At 53.0% G+C, this 19,330-nt stretch carries 14 protein-coding genes; 7 read left to right on the forward strand and 7 right to left on the reverse strand.

Annotation, left to right across the window (positions count from 1 at the left end; genetic code table 11):
- Positions 1–117: 117 nt before the first annotated feature.
- On the reverse strand, positions 118–3,639 hold the full coding sequence (locus KOR42_RS19200) for an efflux RND transporter permease subunit (protein WP_146511462.1): 3,522 nt from the start codon (positions 3,637–3,639) through the stop codon (positions 118–120).
- Positions 3,640–4,086: 447 nt separating this feature from the next.
- Between KOR42_RS19200 and KOR42_RS19205 the strand changes: the two genes are divergently transcribed.
- The 3 genes from KOR42_RS19205 to KOR42_RS19215 all read left to right on the forward strand — a co-directional run bounded on the left by KOR42_RS19205 (position 4,087) and on the right by KOR42_RS19215 (position 8,381).
- Positions 4,087–5,187 (forward strand): DUF5658 family protein, encoded by a 1,101-nt coding sequence (locus tag KOR42_RS19205; RefSeq protein WP_146511463.1) that lies wholly within the window; start codon positions 4,087–4,089, stop codon positions 5,185–5,187.
- 335 nt (positions 5,188–5,522) lie between these two features.
- Entirely contained in the window at positions 5,523–7,634 is a 2,112-nt protein-coding gene (locus tag KOR42_RS19210; protein WP_146511464.1) for an elongation factor G, read from the forward strand.
- A 288-nt stretch (positions 7,635–7,922) separates the two neighbouring features.
- Positions 7,923–8,381 (forward strand): Fur family transcriptional regulator, encoded by a 459-nt coding sequence (locus KOR42_RS19215; protein ID WP_146511465.1) that lies wholly within the window; start codon positions 7,923–7,925, stop codon positions 8,379–8,381.
- A 112-nt stretch (positions 8,382–8,493) separates the two neighbouring features.
- Here the strand turns inward: KOR42_RS19215 and KOR42_RS19220 are convergent, their stop codons facing one another.
- Positions 8,494–9,516, reverse strand: coding sequence for a protein-tyrosine phosphatase family protein (locus KOR42_RS19220; protein WP_146511466.1), 1,023 nt, complete (start codon positions 9,514–9,516; stop codon positions 8,494–8,496).
- Between the two features lie 333 nt (positions 9,517–9,849).
- Between KOR42_RS19220 and KOR42_RS19225 the strand changes: the two genes are divergently transcribed.
- Positions 9,850–10,725, forward strand: coding sequence for an ion transporter (locus KOR42_RS19225; protein WP_146511467.1), 876 nt, complete (start codon positions 9,850–9,852; stop codon positions 10,723–10,725).
- On the opposite strand, the gene KOR42_RS19230 is transcribed toward KOR42_RS19225, so the two are convergent.
- Entirely contained in the window at positions 10,653–11,648 is a 996-nt protein-coding gene (locus tag KOR42_RS19230) for a neuromedin U (RefSeq protein WP_146511468.1), read from the reverse strand. The genes KOR42_RS19225 and KOR42_RS19230 overlap by 73 nt on opposite strands.
- A 457-nt stretch (positions 11,649–12,105) precedes the next feature.
- Between KOR42_RS19230 and KOR42_RS19235 the strand changes: the two genes are divergently transcribed.
- A complete protein-coding gene (locus KOR42_RS19235; RefSeq protein WP_146511469.1) occupies positions 12,106–12,381 on the forward strand; it encodes a hypothetical protein in 276 nt (91 codons plus the stop codon).
- Positions 12,382–12,590: 209 nt separating this feature from the next.
- Positions 12,591–13,037: a hypothetical protein gene (locus tag KOR42_RS19240; RefSeq protein ID WP_146511470.1), complete on the forward strand. Its 447-nt coding sequence runs from the start codon at positions 12,591–12,593 to the stop codon at positions 13,035–13,037.
- A gap of 48 nt (positions 13,038–13,085) precedes the next feature.
- On the opposite strand, the gene KOR42_RS19245 is transcribed toward KOR42_RS19240, so the two are convergent.
- A complete protein-coding gene (locus KOR42_RS19245; RefSeq protein ID WP_146511471.1) occupies positions 13,086–14,198 on the reverse strand; it encodes a glycosyltransferase in 1,113 nt (370 codons plus the stop codon).
- A 139-nt stretch (positions 14,199–14,337) separates the two neighbouring features.
- Entirely contained in the window at positions 14,338–14,673 is a 336-nt protein-coding gene (locus tag KOR42_RS19250; protein ID WP_231741013.1) for a hypothetical protein, read from the reverse strand.
- 428 nt (positions 14,674–15,101) lie between these two features.
- On the opposite strand from KOR42_RS19250, the gene KOR42_RS19255 reads away from it, so the two are divergent.
- Positions 15,102–17,702 (forward strand): zinc-dependent metalloprotease, encoded by a 2,601-nt coding sequence (locus KOR42_RS19255; protein ID WP_146511473.1) that lies wholly within the window; start codon positions 15,102–15,104, stop codon positions 17,700–17,702.
- A gap of 186 nt (positions 17,703–17,888) precedes the next feature.
- On the opposite strand, the gene KOR42_RS19260 is transcribed toward KOR42_RS19255, so the two are convergent.
- On the reverse strand, positions 17,889–18,212 hold the full coding sequence (locus KOR42_RS19260) for a hypothetical protein (RefSeq protein WP_146511474.1): 324 nt from the start codon (positions 18,210–18,212) through the stop codon (positions 17,889–17,891).
- Between the two features lie 956 nt (positions 18,213–19,168).
- Positions 19,169–19,330, reverse strand: a complete 162-nt coding sequence (locus KOR42_RS27900; protein WP_390620856.1) for an integrase core domain-containing protein — start codon at positions 19,328–19,330, stop codon at positions 19,169–19,171.

The raw sequence follows: 19,330 nt of genomic DNA on the forward strand, positions 1-19,330 counted from the left end.
CAAAATCGCAGATCTGCGCAAGGTCGATTTTGCGAGGTCAGCGTACAGATCATTTTCAGGGATTCTCTGCGATCAACGGAACTCGTTGGGTTTTGATCAGTCTGAACAAGATCCGGTTTAAGTCGTTGCCGAGGGTGTCGAAGCTTGCTGAGGGACCGTTGGACTCGAGGTCTTTTCGGTGTCCCGGTTCCAAAGCGAGCCCAACGCCTGCTTGGCATCAACTGCGAGACTGAACCCGACGGGAACAAGGACGAGGGTAAAGACTGTGGAAACGATCAGTCCTCCCAGTACCACGCTCCCGAGTCCACGGTACAACTCGCTCCCTGCCCCGGCGACGAGTGCAAGTTGCCCGGTGGCATCGAAAGTTGGCAACGGAATCACAAGAGGAAGCATTCCCAGAACAGTCGTCAACGTACTCATAAAGATCGGCCGCACACGCGTGCGAACACTTTCGACAATCGCCTTGCGTGTTTCGTATCCCTCATCCCGCATGTAGTTGAGCGACTGGTGCACAATGAGAATTGCGTTGTTCACAACGGTTCCGATCAGAATCACGAAGCCGAGCATCGTTAACATGTCGAGTGATTGCGGAGTGAAAACATTCAGAATAGCGAGACCCGCGAATCCTCCGACGAGCGCGAGAACGACGCTCATCATGATCACGACCGGATAGAAAAATGACTCGAAGAGCGCAGCCATCAGCAGATAGGTAATGACCATCGCCAAGATCAGGTTCCCCTGCATGGCGCGTCGCGTTTCGCTCAGTTCATCCGAAGTCCCCGCGAGAGTGATTCGGTATTCTCCGCCAGCCATTAATGGAGATTCCAGCAGAGGCCGCCGAATTTCACGATCGACGCGTTCGATGGCTTCTTCAAGCGGCATCGTTGGAGAGGGCTTCAGCTGAATAGCGATCGATCGCTGTCTCTCGTTGTGTTTGACGACTTCGGGACCACCCGTCGGAGAGATTTCTGAGACAGCTGCGACACTGACAAGCTGTCCTGTCGGAGTGCTGATGGGAAGGTGAGCGAGGTCCTGAGTCTGGCGAGCATATTCATCGGCTCCATAGATCACCAGATCGATCTTTCGACCGTTATGCCAGTAGTCGCCCGCAAAGGCACCGTCGATCAGCGCGTCGATTGCGTAACCGAGGTCTTCTGTCGTCACGCCAAAATCGGCAGCGGCTTCGGGGCGGACATGCAGATGCAATTCGGGATTGGTTGATTCGAGATTCTGGCGAGGCTGCGACTGATGTCCTTCAGTGGGAGGAAAGACTGCCTGACCGGCATACGGACCGATTCCATTCAGACGCGAAAAGACATCCAGCCCAATCTCATTAAGTCGGGTCATTTCCGGGCCAGAGATTTCAATGTCGATCGCCCGGCCCCCATCGAGCCCCCCGGAAAAGAGTCCGCTTTGAGTGACAATCGCGAACATTCCGGGAACCTTCCCAGCGACTTGTTGAAGCACCGGAACCAGTTCGCTGGCTCGCAATTCTTCCTGAGCGGCCGACCCCATGAACAAATTGCTTCCGCGAGCGACGAAGAAAAAGTTCTTCATCGTGGGGCCATCCAGAGCATCTGCCTCTTCGCTTCCCAGCTCCGCTTCCCAATACGGGGCGATCTCGGATTCGATTCCCTTTCCGATTTCGATCATGTGATCGAGGTTGTATCCTGGAGGCGGAAGGAGGATGGCGAACACGAGGTTTCGATTTCCTTCCGGGAGGTATTCTGTCTTCGGCATGAGAAGATAAGACCCGATGAGCGAAGCACCGACGAAGAATGCGACGATCGCAATTCGCAGAAAGAATCCGCCGCGAACACTCAGAATCCAGTCCATCGTATCGGCGAAGGCGTTCACCATTCGCCCGAAGAAGCCGGGACGTCTTTCCATGGCTTCCTTGCGCTCTTTCTCAGGGTCTCGGTGAGCTTTGAGGATTCGCTGAGAAGCAGTGGGAATGACTGTGATTGAAACGATCAACGAGAGTCCCACCGCACAGGAGATGGCGATGGCGATGTCCCGGAACAGCTGACCGGCTTGCCCATCGACGAAAACGACAGGCACGAACACGGCGAGCGTCGTCAACGTTGAGGCCAGGACAGCCCCCCAAACTTCGCGGGCCCCTCGAATCGCGGCTGTTTGCGGAGACTCTCCTTCCTGATAGTGACGAAAGATGTTCTCAAGGACGACGATGGCATTATCGACCACCATCCCGACCGCGAAGGCCATCCCGGCAAGACTGATCACATTAATACTGCGCCCGAAACCTCGAATGAACAGGAACGAAGCGATGATGCTGATCGGAATCGAGATCCCGACGATCAACACACTTCGTGGGCTTCGAAGAAAAATGAGAAGCACGAGAACCGCAAGTGTTCCCCCCATGTAAATGTTCTGAGTGACGAGATCTGTCGCGGCGTAAATGTAGTCTGTCTGGTCATACACCTGCTCCATCCACAATCCGCGTTGAGCAAGAATTCCAAGGTTCAACTCTTCAATGGCAATGCGAATGCAGTCCCCGTGAATCAATCGGGCTTCAGCGAGATCGATCTCGGAAATTTGTCCGTCGCCATCGATGTCGAGCTCTTCGCGGGTTGGTCCCATGATTTGCAGGACGTTCGTTCCCGGGGCCTGTTCACAGTTGATCGCGAGACCCGAAATCCCCTTCTGGCGAACCACACCATCCGGTTTTTTGTAATCGATCCCGACGGTCGCAACGTCGCGGACTCGAATCGGGGAGTTGTCTCGAATCGTGATAATTGTGTCGGCGACTTTCTCCGGGGAATCGAACTGTCCAATCGTTCGAACAATGTTTCGATGCTTGCCTTCCCAGAGATCGCCAGCGGAGGTGTTTTTGTTTTCGGCTCGAAGTGCCCGGCGGAGTTCTCCGATCGTCACCTGATAAGCTGCCAGCTGATTGGGATCGACCACCACGCGAAATTCTTCTTCGCGGCCACCCACTACGTTTGAGTTCGAGATTCCAGGAACCCGTTCGAGCCGGGCTTCAATGAAGTCTTCGGCAAACTTCCGCATCTTCGTCGGATCGGGGCGCCCATCGAGAATCTCCTGAATTTCCGGATGGATCCGTGCATACTTCAGGAGAATACTCAGGTCTGGAGCGCGTGATCCGTCAGCAAACTCCTGAAGCTCACTGCTCAGATGCGGGTATTTTCTTAAAAAGGAAGCCACGTCCTCAGCAGATGGAGGAAGTGGCTTTAAGATGATCCAGGCGATGAAGTTGCCGCCCTGTTCTCCTTCGGTGATCGTCGGCTCTCGAGCATCTTCTGGATATTCCGGGACCTGATTGAGCTTGTCGCTGACCTTTGCCCGTGCTTCGGCAAGATCGAACCCGACAGGGAATTCCAGAGTGATCGTCCCGACGGAATCGACGCTCTCGCTTCGAAACTCAAGCATCCCTTCGACGCTTTTCAGCTGTTCTTCCTGCTCGTCGACGATCTCTCGTTCGACCTCTTGAGCACTCGCTCCCGGCCACCGAGTCGTGACGGTGATCGAAGGTTTGGCAACATCCGGAGTCAGTTGAACAGGAGTTTGAAGAAACGCGAGTGTGCCAAAGAGAACCGCAAGAATCACACCCACGGTGACTTTGATTGGATTCTCACACGAAAACTGAATCGGGTCCATGTCGCCTCACTTGATTTCAGGAGCGCACTCTCAATCGAAAACTTCAATCTCGCCCGGTCTTCGCGAATGCTCTCGGAGATGACGCTGGTGCGAGTGTCGAGTTTGAGCACGACAACACCAGAAGAACTCCATCGAAAGAACAAGGCCACGAAAACGGATTGAAGCTCTTATTGTCTCGGCCAACGACGACGTCGTCTAGCGACGGTCAGGAATTTCTGACATTGGTCGATCATTGCTTTTTCAGCGGAAGATTGCGAGTCCGACTTTGAGTCGCTTCATGGAACTGAGTCTTGGAAATTTTCAGAAACCGCGGCCTTATTCGCATGTGGGCGGTGTTCTACCTCTCAGGGCCGACTCAATTCTTTCTTACAGTGACGTTGGCCTATGCGTCTTGTCGATGCACAGACCGCATGGCGACGGATTCAGATTCAAGGCAGGAAAATGAACGTGACACAACCACTTATCGTGATGGTCTTTGTGGTCTCGACACTTGTTGGCTCTTCATATGGACAAGAGGAAAACCATCAGAATTCGAGAGTTGAAGAAGGTCAGTTCAACGATCGTGGTCGTATGAAACGCTTTTCGCAACGGGGGCAGGACCGGCGCGGGCATGGCTCTCAGCGCGGACCTGGCTCAAAGGGAACGCCTGGTCCAATGGGATGGGGAAACCGAAAACCGGAACAGTCGGAATTCCAGTCTGAGACAGGATTTCTGTTCGTCAATGGAAAGGTACTCTCTCCTCCATATCGCGTCGCTTGGGAGGATGAGCAAATCGCTCTGAACGACGAACTTGTGGACGCCAATCCTCGAGACTGGCGGTTGCGCCCCGGGACGATCGCCGCATCGTTACAGATGGACGCGATCGTCGTTGTTGATGGGGGATGGGTCGAAACGTACCTCGCTCCAACTGAACAGGGAGAATGGTTGCTCAAGTCGTTCGCGGGAACACCGGAAGAACAGCTTCAGGCGAAAGCTGAGTTGAAATCTCTTCTTCCCGAGAAGGCGTACGAAAACCTGCAATTTAATGCTCCGGATTCCGACCTGGTCAGCCATGCACAAGAAGTTCTCGTGCAGCTCGATGAGGTTGAAAACACAAACAACGGGCAAGTTGCAGCTGTCCGGCGGATGGAACGTGTCAGCTATCCACTCACGATGTTTGGAATGATTCTTACGGTGGTTGCATTCGGTCACCTTCTCTCGACACGACCGGAAGCGGTTTCGGCGGGAATCAATGCGACTCCTCAAGCGATGCAGATGGTTGTTCGATCGATCGCTTTCGTTGTGCTTCTCTCAGCCCTTGATCTGATCTGGACAATCCTCGCGTGGCAAGCTGGACAGATGAAAGAACTGAATCCGATTGCCAGCCAGTTTATTGACAATCCGATCCAACTCGTCTGCTTCAAAGCGATCGCAACCTTCGCGGGAGCAGCGTTGCTTGTCGGGCTGAGACAATACCGACAGGCACAACTCGCTTCGTGGTGGATGTGCCTTGTCTGCACCGTGTTGACGTTTCGCTGGTTGACATTCCATTCGATGATGATGGGCTAAGAGCAAGTTGCTCTTTCCTGTGCACTCGCTTGAACTTTTTCATCAGGACAACGGCTGAGTGTGCTCGTGCGAGTGAGTGCAAACCAAATCAGAGAATGCTCGAAGAGTCATTCCGCCGTTGATTTCACCGCCATTGATTTCAGTTCGAATGAGTATTTTGAGAGAGCACTCATTCGATGTTTTGGGACTCTGACTGTTCACTGAACGCATCAGTGGATTATGATATGTGTGCGTTTCGGAGAGGTCAGGTGTGAAAATCCTTCTGGACGAAGTCGCACCAGATTCCATCCTGGCCTTGGACCGACGTGTGATCATCCAACCAGGAGACCAAGACCATGCCCAAACACCCCGTTGCAGAACTTCGTAACGTGGTCCTCGTCGGCCATGGAGCAGTCGGTAAGACCTCCATGGCCGATCTCATTTTATACAAGGCGGGTGTCAACTCGCGCGTCGGATCACCGAACGACGGGACGAGCTTTCTCGACGTCGATGACGAAGAGAAACAGCTTCACCATTCCATCTCTTCGCATGTCTGTCACTTCGAACACAAGAATACCCGCATCAATCTCCTGGATGCTCCGGGCATGCCCGATTTCGTCGGACAGGTGATCGGAGCCCTTCGAGCGGCGGAAACAGCCCTCATTGCGATTAATGCGCCGCACGGAATCGAAGTGAATACTCGCAAGTCCTTTCAGCATGCAGCCAATCGTGGACTGGCCCGCATGATCGTGATCAACAAGTGTGATGACGAAAACGTCCATCTTCCCGATCTGTTGGAATCGATCCGTGAGCAGTTCGGTCAGGCCTGTGTTCTGATGACTGTTCCGGTTGGAACGGGTCCCGAGATGTCCGGCGTGATCAATACCGTTCAGTTGCCGGATCAAATTCCTGAGGGAATCGATTTCGACCTCGCACAATTGAACCAGCAACTCATCGAAGCAGTCGTCGAAGCAGACGAAGCATTGATGAACCGGTATTTCGAGGGAGAAGAGCTTAGCCCGGAAGAACTCGCTCCTGCCATCACACAGGCCATCGTCGCTGGGACGCTCATTCCGGTGTTCTGCACAGCGGTCAAGTGTGACATTGGTGTGGCCGAACTGATGGACGCCATCGCAGACTATGCGCCCTCTCCGGATCAACTGCGGAGGCACGTCATGAGCAATGGGAACGAAATCGAAGTCGTCCCGGATGCGAATGGTCCTCTCGTAGCGCAAGTTGTGAAAACGCGGATTGATCCTTACGTTTCCAAGGTCAGCTACCTGCGGATCTACTCCGGAACGCTTCGAAAGGATGATTCCGTCCATGTCGTGGGGGCGAAGTCTTCCATCAAGATCCATCAACTCAACGAAGTTCAGGGAAATACGCTCGAACCTGTAACGGAAGCGATCGCCGGGAATATCGTGGCGGTGACGAAAGTGGAGGATCTCCACACGGGGAACACCGTCACCAATGGAAGCGATGAAATTACAATGCCTCCCATCGCTTTCCCGAAACCGATTGTCGGCCTCGCTGTGGAACCGAAAAGCCGAGCGGATCAGGCCCGCATTTCGAATGCACTTCACAAGATCGAAGAAGAAGACCCGACGTTCCTCGTTCATCGCGAAGAACAGACCCATGAGATGGTCATGGAGGGAATGAGCGAACTGCATCTGCAACTGATCGAGCGCAGGCTGCACGACCGTGAGAAGGTCGACATTGTCACGCATGAACCACGCATTCCGTATCGGGAAACGATCACCGGAGAAGCAGAAGGAAGCTATCGTCACAAGAAACAGTCAGGCGGAGCCGGCCAGTTCGCGGAAGTTCATCTTCGCATTTCGCCCTGTCCGCACGATATCAATCCGGAGGAGTACTTCACGAAAGACCGTTTCGCGAGCATGCGATCGTATCATTACGATCCGGAATGGAACTTCTGTTTCGTGGATCGTGTGACGGGTGGATCGGTTCCGAACCAGTTTATCCCAGCTGTGGAGAAAGGGGTTCGGGAACAGATGATCTCGGGCGTGATTTCCCGGAATCAGGTTCAGGATGTGGTCGTCGAATTATTCTTCGGAAAAGACCATCCTGTCGACAGCAACGAGACCGCCTTCAAATCCGCAGCAGCTCACTGCTTTAAGGAGCTGTTTCAGAAATCTCGTCCTGCGTTGCTCGAACCGATCGTGCAACTTGAGATCACGGTTCCAAGCGACAAGATCGGTGACATCACCAGCGATCTCAATACTCGACGAGGACGAATGGAAGGCATGGAAGAAGTTGCCGGCGGATTCACGATGATTCACGCCAAAGCTCCGCTCGCGCATGTCATGACGTATGCCCGATCATTGTCGAGCCTCACTGGTGGCCAAGGATCGTTCACGATGGAGTTCGCCACCTACGAACTCGTTCCTCCGAACGAACAGTCGAAGGTGATCGAACAGGCAAGTCAGGAACTTGCTGAAGCCCGGTAACAACATTTCATTGACCACTTGAACAGTCCCTTGGCAGAACTCCAACTGTCAGGGGACTGTCGAGCTGGCCGCATCGGCGAGAAATCGTGCATCGTTAAAAGCAGGCTTCAGGTACTTGCACGAGCGTGATGACCTCTATAAGTGGACTTCTGGCGAGTGCAAAGATGACTTCGGCAGCGTGCGAAAAATTGCAAATCTAGACGTTGCGGACCGGAAACCCTAAGATGACACATGCGCGAATGCGCGCAACAGTCTCGAAGAACCCCCGTCGAGAGTGGGAATCCGCAGATGGCAGAACGGACCCGAAACGTGAATCCGAATGAAGTGGAAGAAATCCGACAATTGCTGCGGGAACGAAAGATCCGCGCAACTCCGGCAAGAATCGCGGTCCTGCAACAATTGCGAGGGGCCACATCTCCGTTGACCCATGCAGATCTCGCAGAAACACTTGTCCCGCTCGGTTTCGACAAAGCAACGGTGTTCCGCAATCTCGCGGACCTCACCGAAGCGGATCTGATCTCACGCACGGAACTTGGGGATCATGTCTGGCGATTCGAAATTCGCGATCCGGACAACCCCGAGAGCAGCAACCATCCCCATTTTGTCTGTGTCGATTGCGGGGACGTTCGGTGCCTCGATGACATGACATTCACCGCGGGATCGCGCCGCCGCGCCAAAGACATTGGCAGCATCACGGAGATTCTGATCAAGGGACATTGTCGCGAGTGCGATGCGGCTCCGGTCTAAGCGTTGCCGAATTCAGCAATAGCGCTTCCTTCAGAGGAAGCGACTTCGCGTCTTCACGTGCGTGCTCCGTCTCAGTGAACTTCCTCTCAGGCACAGATTTCTCGCGCACAGATCACTGTGCTTGCGGTTGGCTGATTGGAATGTCTCGATACTTCACATGGCACGCTTTGCAGCTCGCGGAAATTCGCTGAGTGAATTTTGCGAAGTGAGCGGTCTTTTCTGGATCGGAACCGGCTGCTTTCCACTTCTCCAGTTCTCTTCGCAGTTCCTTCGCTGCTGCTTCTGAGTTCGCAAGCCAGGCACGAAAGTCTTCCGGTTCACTTGCGACTTCCTCGGTTCGGAGGAGTTCGGTGAACAACTCGCGAAGCAACAGCACCTCGTGAGATGGATCTAAATCGGGATGATCTTCCGGGGACGTCCAGCCTGCTTCTGCAATCAGGGCCACGTGGTCGTTGGCATGACTGAGGTGAACCATCGCTTCAGCCATGGGCGGAATTTCCTGGATCTCTTTGAATTCGACTTCCAGTTGATCGAGTAATTGGGTTTCGAATGCAGAAGCTCGGCGGGCAGAATCATAAAGCCCCACGTAACCGGGATTCGTTCCTGCGAGTTTCAGGATTGGGATCGCCAGTTCCGAAGGAATAAGACCGGCGGAAACACAAGCCACGCTCGCAGCTGCCGGGCTGCGATGTTTTCCGTGATGACAGTGAATGTAAATGGGGCCTTCAAGGTCTCTGACAGCTTTCGCTAACTCCTTAGTTCGTTGGTCGGAGATGCCGTCGTATCCGTGCGGCAGATGGACGTAGCGCAACCCGTATTTGCCCGCTGTCTCGATATCTGGCGTCATTCCGTTGACACTGATAATCGTTTTGACGCCGAGATCAGCAAGTTCTTGAAACGCTTCATCACTTTCGGGAAGGCCTCCGGAAATGACCTTCGGGTGAATTCGAACCGGATTCGGAAGATGATCGCTTTCCATCTTTGAAAGACTCTTGGAAGCCTCTTCCGACTCCTGAGTGGCAGCCTCATCTTCGGTTGTCCCAACCTGAGACAATGCCATTGGAGCCACGACGAGAGTGGCCAGAACGAGAAACGACCCGACTCGTGAGATTGTCCTGAGACTGAATGCATCCATCTGTCGGTTCCTGAAATTCATATTCGCCCTTCGCTGAAGTTCGATCATAGCGTACGCAAACGAGCGATCCATGATCCAGTGTCGCCGGCATTTTCACCCGCTTCCAATCGCTAGCAACCGACCTCAGATCAGCACGCCATCCGATACGAATACGCTATTTCGCAATAAATTGCTTGAAGGATCTTTGAAATTGGCCCCAGCTCGTAGAATTCGGGTTGTTCCCGGACATGTGCAGTTGAGTGGCGAACGGGAACGAACCGAAATTGTCGAGTAGATTGATTCAGCGAACTGGGTTGCTTGATCATTCCACTCTCTTCTTTCGATTCGTTTCACATGACAAAGTCTCCGGAACCCATTGTGTCCAACAGCACGCGGCGGGTGCGAATATTCGAGATATTCATACAGGTTCTGATCATTTTGTCGCTGATCGCTTTCTCTATCGAAACCCTTCCGGACCTGAGTGAGAGAGTGAAGCGATGGCTTGGAGTTTTTGAGTTCTTCACTGTGATGGTGTTCACCGTCGAGTACGTTCTCCGAATTTACATTGCCAAGCCGACTTCCCGGTATCTTTTCAGCTTCTTTGGTTTTGTCGATCTTGCCGCGATTCTCCCATATTACATCGGATTGGAAATCGATCTTCGCTCGGTTCGTTCTTTTCGACTGTTTCGATTGTTGCGCCTCTTCAAAGTCGCGCGCTACAATGCGGCACTACAGAGATTTCACGTGGCCCTGAGCATCGCGAAAGAAGAAATTATCTTGTTTCTCGCGGCGACCATCCTCCTGTTGTATTTAGGAGCAGTCGGAATCTACATCTTTGAATGTGATGCTCAACCGGAAGAATTCGGTTCCGTCTTCCATTGCCTCTGGTGGGCCGTTGCCACGCTTACAACGGTGGGATACGGCGATGTTTATCCCATCACAACTGGAGGGAGAGTCTTTACATTCATTCTATTGCTGGTCGGGCTTGGAGTGATTTCAGTCCCCGCTGGACTTGTGGCATCAGCTCTGGCACAGGCAAGAAAGATGGAAGACGAGGCGAAGCAAGATGCAGATCAGTTAATCGTCAACGAAGATATGTCCGACTCACCGTTTAATAACAGTTTAGTGTCAAGAATAACTCTCGGCCGGTGGATGGATCACTTTGGGAAGAGCAAGTTGAATTGGAAGCGAAACTGCCAGTCCGGGCCGCCGTCGGGGCTGATGACGTAAGGGGCGAATCTGCAGAGGACGTTGACGGGCTGCCCGAAGATGGGGAAGACTCGGCCAACTCCACCACCCAGTGGAAACGCCCAGCGTGAGTCTCTGGGAAGTGTCCAGTCTGCGTTGGCTTCGCCCGATACGTTTAAGAACCAGCCTTCAGGAAGATTGTAGTTGAAGAATGGTTGCGCGAGGAATGGGTCGGAATGCCCTTTCGATCCCCAAAGCTGTGTGACCAAAACTCCCGTCAGAATATGGCCATGCTGGATGACTGCAACTGCATCGACCCCTGCTGCCAATTCTTGTTGTCCGAGATTCGGAGTGCTTGCGGTCGGGAATTGAACGGTGGGCCCGAGGCCCCAGATGAACTTCTCAGCGTCCCGAGGACTGAAGAAGAATTGCCCGATAACATTTCCGATTCCATGCTCTTGTTCACCGAGTCCAGTTGGAGTGTTGATGAACGGGATGATCACGCGGTTGATCAAGTTCCAGTCCTCGTTCAGCTTGATCGGGACCACTGGTTGCAGGTTGCCGACATAACGCTGGTCATCTCCCGGGCCGATCCCGAAATCCCAGTTGCTTTGCAGCGGTAACGAAACAAGATCACTGATCGGGTTCTGAGATTTCGCAGCGAGGCTACTGGTCCCGCCTCCTCCTGCCGAGTCTCCACCTGCTGCTTGAACCAGCAAGATCGAGTCCGATGAGTCGTCAGAAAGCTGGGAAGACAGCGTCGGGGAGTTTTCTCCGAACAAACCCTGCTCAAACCACGATCGGTTTTCCGCATCGCTCTCCCAGTTGACTGCTGTCTCAACTTGAACGTCGCCTCGTGCCGTCGTGAGTTCATTGAACGAGAGCCACTTTTCCTGAGCTGTGACAGTCGCTGCTGAGCAGAAGACGAAGCAGAGAGTACAGACGAATTTCGCTGGCAGAGTCATCGCCGATTTCCCGGTTGAAGACAATTCTTGATGAGACACCCTGTCGTCGGCGCACTCTCACAGCCAATCTATCGGTCATCGGGGAAATCGGTAATTTGACGCATTGCGCGATCCGTTTGATATCGAGAGCTGTAGCGACTCTGTTGCCTGCAAAGTTTCTCTAATCCGAACATGCTCTCCACCGGTTCGGCGAGTTCTGCCGAATGAAAAGTTGGCGATCTTGAGCAGTTCGAGAATCTCTTCGGCTCGCGCTTCAACATCTTCTTCAACACTTTCTTCAACGGGGGGAGGTGCGGTGATTCGCGCAACGAAACATTGCATTCATCGGAACAATGGAGTTCAGGTGAGTGCACAGCTACGATGAAAATGGTCTAATTGGTGGGGAAGTCCGTGTGAATTGAGATGCACCCGGCATCGATTCGAGGCGGATGATTTCTTGCAGATTCAGGAGTTTGAAATGGCTGATAAGAACGAACAGCTTGATGAACTGATCAATACACTGAAGCAGCATCGTGATGAGTTGAAGGTTAAGCTGCATCTGGCTCAGATGGATGCTCGTCAGGAATACGACCGCATTTCCAATAACATTGATGAATTGAATAAGCAGTACGAGCCCGTTCGATCAGCCGCCAAGGAATCGGGCGAGAACGTTCTGTCAGCCTTGATGCTGGCCGCTGAAGAGATGAAAAACGGATTGGTGCGAGTCGGAAATGCGATTTCGGACTCCAAATAAAGGAGTCGCAATCACGGAAATGCGGTCGCTTTGAGAACGGCAATCGAGCAGCTCTCCCGATCAATCGAGTCCTCAGGAGGGCGCAGCGACTGACATGCGCGAGAAACTTCGGCCGTCAGACTCGCTGGATGATAGGATTGAGGAAGGTCGGAGCAGCCCTTGTTCACTTCTGATTCTGATCGTTTCCGCAATTCGAGCAGTTCGTACTCATGACAACTTCCAAATCGACCTCCGGGCAATCATCCAGTCGATCACAAACGACGAAGGCCGAAACGGAAAGCACCGATGAGGCCATCGCGAAGCTTGTGGAACAGGCGGAGCGACGTGAACGTCGTCGTGAACGTCAGAAACGACAGCGACGAAAAGAACGTCGGCGAGCAGAACATCTTGCCCTAGTCCGGATGCAGCGATCTGTCGAAGTCATGAAGTGGTGTCTCGTTTCGATCTCCAGCGTGATGGGAATCGGGTTGATCGTTGGGCTTGTCGTTCTGAATTCCGTTCGCTCTGAAGCGGAGAGGATTAAGTCAGAAGTTCAGCACATTCAACGCGAAGCGGAGATGATTCGAGATAAGATTCGCCATCCACTGGAAACGCTTGGCGAAACTCTCGGGCGGCGCCTTGAGTCACGTATCAGCGAGACGTTCGAGGAAGAGTAGGAAGTGTTGAAACGCTCGCAGTGGAGTATTGAGAGAATTGAAGAGTTTTTAGCGATCGTTTGAGAGTAACTCGTCAATCGCTTGGGAATAGCGATCGACCATTTGAGAGACGCGAAAACCTTCGGTCATCTTTCTGGCAGCGGCTTCTCCGAGTTGCTGCGCCACTGTCGGTTCTCTGATAAGCCTCACTGTATATTGAGCGAAACCGGCAAGGTCTCCGAGGTCGACCAGCCACCCTTCTTTTCCGTGACTGATCAACTCCCGATTGGGGGGAATGTCGCTGACGACAGATGGTTTCCCGCAGGCCATGGCTTCCATCAAGCTGTTGGACATCCCTTCGAATTCGCTGGCAAGCCAGAAGACGTCAGCATGATGAAGCAGCTCGGATGCATTCGGGACAGCCCCAAGGAAGCGAGTTTGATCCTCCGCTTCGCATTCCTTCGCGACGAGTTTAAGTTCTTCGCGTTCCGGCCCATCACCGATGATCAGAAAGTAAGCGTTCGGACACGAATGTCGAAGCATTTGAACAGCCCACAGCAAGTCTTTGATTCGCTTTTGCGGGGCCAGTCGACCGACAAACATCAGGAGTTGTGCGTCTTCGGGAAGATCGCATGATTTCAGGAACTCGTGGCGGGGGATCGTCGGAGATGCGGGAGTGTCGACGCCGTTCGGAATCACTTGAATGCGCTGCTTCGGAAACCCCTGCTCTGCGTAAAAATTCTTGACGCTTTCAGAGTTCGCGATCATGAGATCGGTCGCTGATTGAAGTCGTCGATCGAGCCAGTGTTGCCAACTCGACTTCCAGGAATCGACGCATCGTTCGGAGATGATCACTTTCGGTCGCGTCTTTCCCAGCCCGGTCGTGGCGAGTCGCGTCGCAGAGTTCGCCGCGAACAGACACGAGAGGACAACATCTGGCGAACGTTTGATGATCTCTGATCGAAGTTTCCAAATGACAGCAACGTCGAAACGCGTTTTCTTCTCAAGGACCGTGACAGAGATCCCGGCTTCGCGAAGATCCTCTTCATAAGGACCGGAGCGGGTCAAAGCGATGACTTCGATCGAGTCGCCTCGTTCTTTCAAACCGATTGCAAGCGAGACGAATTGCTTTTCGGCACCGGAACGATCGAGAGTCGGAATAACAATCAGAACTTTTCGCACGGTCGTTCTGTTCGAAGCTAAACGAGATGGTGAAGTGAGAGCAGCAGTCAGTTTTAGGGCGAAATCTGGCTCGCGTAAAGATTGGGCAACTTACGAATCGGACAGTCTGCGAAAACGTGGCCGATGCGGAACGTTCCCGTCAATGCGGGTAGACCGACTGCCCATACGTCACAGCTGGATTGACTGGCTGCTGATAGGGAACGGAGTATTGAGGAGTTCCGTAGGAGGACGGAGCAAGTGTTGGTTGGGGAACGAGAGTTGGCCCTTGCGGTGAAGGAGCAATCCCTCCCCCGTTCTGTTGACGGAGCATTGAGACATAGAACTGGTCTTTGGCCTGCTGCGCCTCAGATCGTGGGGTTTGATATCCCAGCGGCCGGAATCCGATATTCGGCCCGACCTGATCATCAGGATACGGGTCCATCACCTGAGCTTCCCGCCGCTCCAGTTCTGCGGGTCGCGTCGCGCAAGTCGGCATTCGTGTATTCCACTGGGAGATACAACCTGAAGCGGAAATCGCCGCTGTCGAAGCGACCACAATGAGGCCGAATGTGAAGTTCGTCGATCGAAACATGAGGCGGAGGGAGATGGAAGGGAGTGAAATTTGAGAGGTGTGTCGAGCAGACTACTCGAAAACCGGCAATTCTGGCCAGATCAGTTTTTCGTCAAAAGAGGGTTGTTGTCGGAATTGCAAATGGGAGAATTGCATGGATTGGGTCGCTGATTCACTGACAGGACAGCCGTCACTGCCCGTTTTTTCAGAGGATTTCATCGCTGACAGCCCCGGAATCGAACGCTCCCCAATCTCGGCCGAACCGCACCGGGAAAGCCTTGCTAAACTTTGCTGTTCACGGAAACTTGGTAGAATAGGCCAGTTTCTTAAAATTAAAATCACTGGGGGAATTCATGGGTATTCGCAAATGCCTTGTTCTCCTGACGCTGATTGGTCTCTTCGGACCATGGAGTCAGGCGAACGCTCAGGATGACAAATCCAAATCGAAGTATGAGCAGCTGATCGACAAGAAGAAGAAGCTGTCAGGCATGTGGACGCTCTTTCAGAGTGACCAGCAATTGCTCGCAGAAATTTCTTCAACGGCTCTCAAGAAGGAATACATCGTCATTCCTTCGATCTCTCAGGGGATCAGTCGAGGAGACGTTCTCGGCGGAATGAGCTGGGGATTCGGGGACGAGATTATCTGGTCGTTGAAGGTTTCCGGCGACAAACTCTTCATCAGCCAGAAGAACGTCCGATTCCGGGCGAAGGCAAACTCTCCCGAAGAGACAGCGGTCAAACTCGCTTACAGCGACAGTATTCTTTTCGCTCTGCCAGTGCTGACAAAATCAACATCCGGCGGAATTCTCGTCGATGTGACGAGAGTCTTCATGAACGATGACCTTCAAGTCGGTCGCGCCATTGGCTCTTCATTTCGCCTGATGACCGATCGGTCGACCTTCTCCAAGATCAAGACATTCGAAGAAAACATCGAAATCGGCTTGAACACGGTCTTCTCGGGAAGCACTCCAATCGAGACGGTTCCGAATTCCAAAGGTGTTCAAGTCGGAATCCACTACAGCGTGAGTGTTCTCCCAAGTGTTGGGTCCAATGGCTACAAGCCGAGAGTCGCGGATGATCGAGTCGGGTACTTTCTGACAGCGATCAAAGACTTCTCCGACAAAGATGAGCCGGAGCACTTCGTTCGCTATGTGAATCGATGGAATCTGCAGAAGCTCGATCCTTCGATTGACCGATCTCCTCCCAAAACGCCAATCAAGTTCTACCTCGAAAACACTGTTCCAGTTTTCCTGCGTCCAACCGTTGAAGCAGGAATTCTCGAATGGAACAAAGCCTTTGACAAACTCGGTTACGCCGGAGCGATCCGGGTCGATCAACAGCCCGTTGACGATCCCGATTTCGATCCCGAAAACATCAACTACAACACCTTCCGTTGGATCACTGCCGATGCTGGTTTCGCGATGGGACCATCGAGAGTCGATCCCCGAACCGGCCAGATCCTCGATGCAGACATCATCTTCGATGCGAGCTTCCTCGACAGCTGGAACCGTCGCTGGGAAATCTTCCGTCCGGAACAGACACACATGTTCCAGATTCCGGAATCAATGCCAGCTGAAGGACCACTCGGAAACGGTCATCTGCACGGGCCTCATTGTCGGCTCGGACACGAAATGCAGCGACAGTCAGCTACCGCAGCAGCAATGTTCATGGCGGTTGGCGTTTCCAAAGACGGAAACCTTCCCGATGAATTCATCCATCAGGGACTCAAGGAAGTCGTGATGCACGAAGTCGGGCACACGCTCGGACTGCGACACAACTTCAAAGCGAGTGCCTGGAAGACACTTGAAGAAATCGACGATCCTGAAGCAGATCCCGATGTTCCGACAGTCGCCAGCGTCATGGATTACAGCCCCGCAAACGTTGTCATCGATCGCGAAAAGCAGGGATTGTATTACTCGCAAACGATTGGACCATACGATTACTGGGCCATCGAATACGGTTACAAGCCAATCTCCGGGAATGAAAAAGAAGAGCTGAACAAAATCGCTTCTCGTTCCGGCGAACCTGAACTCGAATACGGAACAGACGAAGACACTCGTTCCATCGATCCTGATCCGCATTCGAATCGCTTCGACCTCGGCAAAGATCCGCTGAAGTATGTGCGTCGACAAATGGAGCAATCGATCGAACTTCTTCCGAAGATCGTCGAGAGCACAGTCAAGGAAGGCGACGGATACCAGCGAGCACGGCAGGCGTTCGGTCTTCTTCTCGGCCAGTACGCTCAAGGAGCTTCGTTCGCATCTCGATTCCCAGGCGGCGTCTCCGTTCACAGAGATCACAAAGGGGATGAAGATGGCCAGAGTCCGTTCGCACAGATTCCTGCCGAGAAACAACGGGAAGCCATGGATTTGATCGCCGAATCCGTCTTTGCAAACCCAACGATCAAAGGTAGCGATTTGAACTACCTCGCTGCTTCTCGCTGGTCGCACTGGGGAACATCCAGCCCGTCACGCCTCGACTATCCGATTCACGATACCATCCTGAGTATGCAGGAAACGGTATTAGGAAACCTGCTCAGCTCGATCGTTCTGGACCGAATCCTCGACAACGAATTCAAAGCTGCCGAGGAAGACGATGTCTACACTCTGGCAGAGCACGAACGACGTCTCGTGGACGGAATCTTTAGTGAGCTTGATCAGGAAGACGACGCCAAGTTCACGAACAAAGAGCCGATGATTTCGAGCTTCCGTCGAAATCTGCAGCGTACGACTATCCGACGTTTGGGTTCACTCGTCTCTTCGGGATACAGTGCCCCATCCGACGCAAGAACACTTGCCCGGATGCATCTCGGAGATCTCAAGGACAAAGCGACCAAGCTTCTTGAGAACGAAAAGATTGAACTCGATGATTACTCGCGAGCCCATCTCCAGGAATCTGTTGCCCTCATCAACAAGGTTCTGGATGCTCAGCTCAGCTTGCAGATTGTTTACTAAAGCGTCTTCAGATTTGGTGAGCACTCTCGCGCACGAGCAAGCACAGCCTTGAACCGGCTGCAACAACACAAGCGAGTGCACAGGAAAGAGCAACTTGCTCTAACAATCGAACGCAGCGACCTCGTTTCGTCGCTGATAGAAGACCAGATGCATGGCCAGTCTCGAATTTGTCGAGGCTGGCCTTTTTTATGCTCCGACATCAATTCCGATGATCTGAAGAGCAATAAAAATCACAATCAGGGCCACAAAGAAGACTGACCCACCCAGGAGCACACTACTGAAAGACATTCCCGAGATGAACGCACACAATCCCGCTCCGCCCAGCAGGACCATCAGACCAAACCTCGCCACCTGCTGATCTCGCTTCTCGTTCTCATGAGCCACATCTTGCGTCACAGGCGGACCAGCAACCGAATTCAACCCGATCAAATCCGCTTGCACAGCCCCACAAGATGGACACGTCTGGGCCGACGTCGGGATCGGAGCTGCACAGCTTTGGCAGGATCGCATGTCAATCTCCCAGAAGAAAACGTCACAAGAATCGTATCACATTCCGACAATCTCCAGAACCCGGCAGCACAAGCAACTCTGCTCCTCAGCGTCCAAAGACCGAAGCTCACAAACCAATCGCTGCCCTCAAGAACGAAAACAAGACAGCTCCCGATCAAAGTATTCCCACCAACTGAACCGAGAAGGTGTGGTGTCATTCACAGTGTCACCCTGCCAAAGTGATCGTTGCCATTCTGGGCAGCGGGGGTTCTCAACTCGCATCAGGCAGGCTTCAACAATGACTAACAATCGCTTGACCGTTGGAGACATTGTCTCCGACTCTCGTTGCTCAAGTAGAGTTGGGAGATATCGCAGGGGCATGAATGGCGATCGCTTGCTAGCTTTAATCACCGAGATGTCTTCCGGTGTCGTCAGTCATCCGTCAGACTTGGCGTTGATAGGTGACAAAGTCGACGGTCGAGTTCTTAGGTGGAACGATGAGGAGTGGACATATGCCGCATCGCTGGGAAATTGCTGACTCGCCAAGGGGGGCTTATCGCTTTGGCGTATTGATCAAACATGGTCCCCCCTACTCTCATTCACGATGCCACAATGCCTAAGTCTGAGCAACCGCGGTCGGCTGATTTCAATCGTCTTCGTGTGCCTCCTCCTGACCCAGCTCGTTCCAGCACTCGTTGCAGGGGAATATGCGCTCGCCTTTGTAGACAAGAAGAGAGTTCCACACGGATCGTGCGACTTGAACTTGCAGTCCATGGCTGAAGACTGGATGTTCGATGCAACAACGTCGGGAATCAGACTCTGGAACTATCCAGTGTTCTACAAAGTCCGTAAGGTGGCGAAGTTTCGCCTTCCAAAGGAACAAGAACCTGTGAGTCTCTCAGTGTCCCCCTCTCGTGGATTAGGAGCATGATCGTGAAATGCCCCCGAAGTTTGAACCAGGCTTATGAGAGTTGGGGTTAGGTAAGTAAGTCAGTGTGCTGGAGTGGAGGAGAAGGTGGAGCCGTAGGCGGAACCTTCTCTGGAACGGAAGCACACTGAGTCGAAAATTCGGCAGGCGTCAACCCTCCAAGAGAGCTGTGCGGACGGCGGTGGTTGTAAGTCATCCGCCAGTCCTGAAT

The organism is Thalassoglobus neptunius (assembly GCF_007859735.1).
Lineage (GTDB): Bacteria > Planctomycetota > Planctomycetia > Planctomycetales > Planctomycetaceae > Thalassoglobus > Thalassoglobus neptunius.

Coding starts and splice junctions, on each gene's coding strand:
- KOR42_RS19225 (WP_146511467.1), top strand. CDS start 9,850: ATGACAAAGTCTCCGGAACCCATTGTGTCCAACAGCACGCGGCGGGTG.
- KOR42_RS19250 (WP_231741013.1), bottom strand. CDS start 14,673: ATGCCGACTTGCGCGACGCGACCCGCAGAACTGGAGCGGCGGGAAGCT.
- KOR42_RS19240 (WP_146511470.1), top strand. CDS start 12,591: ATGACAACTTCCAAATCGACCTCCGGGCAATCATCCAGTCGATCACAA.
- KOR42_RS19220 (WP_146511466.1), bottom strand. CDS start 9,516: ATGGATGCATTCAGTCTCAGGACAATCTCACGAGTCGGGTCGTTTCTC.
- KOR42_RS19230 (WP_146511468.1), bottom strand. CDS start 11,648: ATGACTCTGCCAGCGAAATTCGTCTGTACTCTCTGCTTCGTCTTCTGC.
- KOR42_RS19235 (WP_146511469.1), top strand. CDS start 12,106: ATGGCTGATAAGAACGAACAGCTTGATGAACTGATCAATACACTGAAG.
- KOR42_RS19210 (WP_146511464.1), top strand. CDS start 5,523: ATGCCCAAACACCCCGTTGCAGAACTTCGTAACGTGGTCCTCGTCGGC.
- KOR42_RS19255 (WP_146511473.1), top strand. CDS start 15,102: ATGGGTATTCGCAAATGCCTTGTTCTCCTGACGCTGATTGGTCTCTTC.
- KOR42_RS19260 (WP_146511474.1), bottom strand. CDS start 18,212: ATGCGATCCTGCCAAAGCTGTGCAGCTCCGATCCCGACGTCGGCCCAG.
- KOR42_RS19200 (WP_146511462.1), bottom strand. CDS start 3,639: ATGGACCCGATTCAGTTTTCGTGTGAGAATCCAATCAAAGTCACCGTG.
- KOR42_RS19215 (WP_146511465.1), top strand. CDS start 7,923: ATGGCAGAACGGACCCGAAACGTGAATCCGAATGAAGTGGAAGAAATC.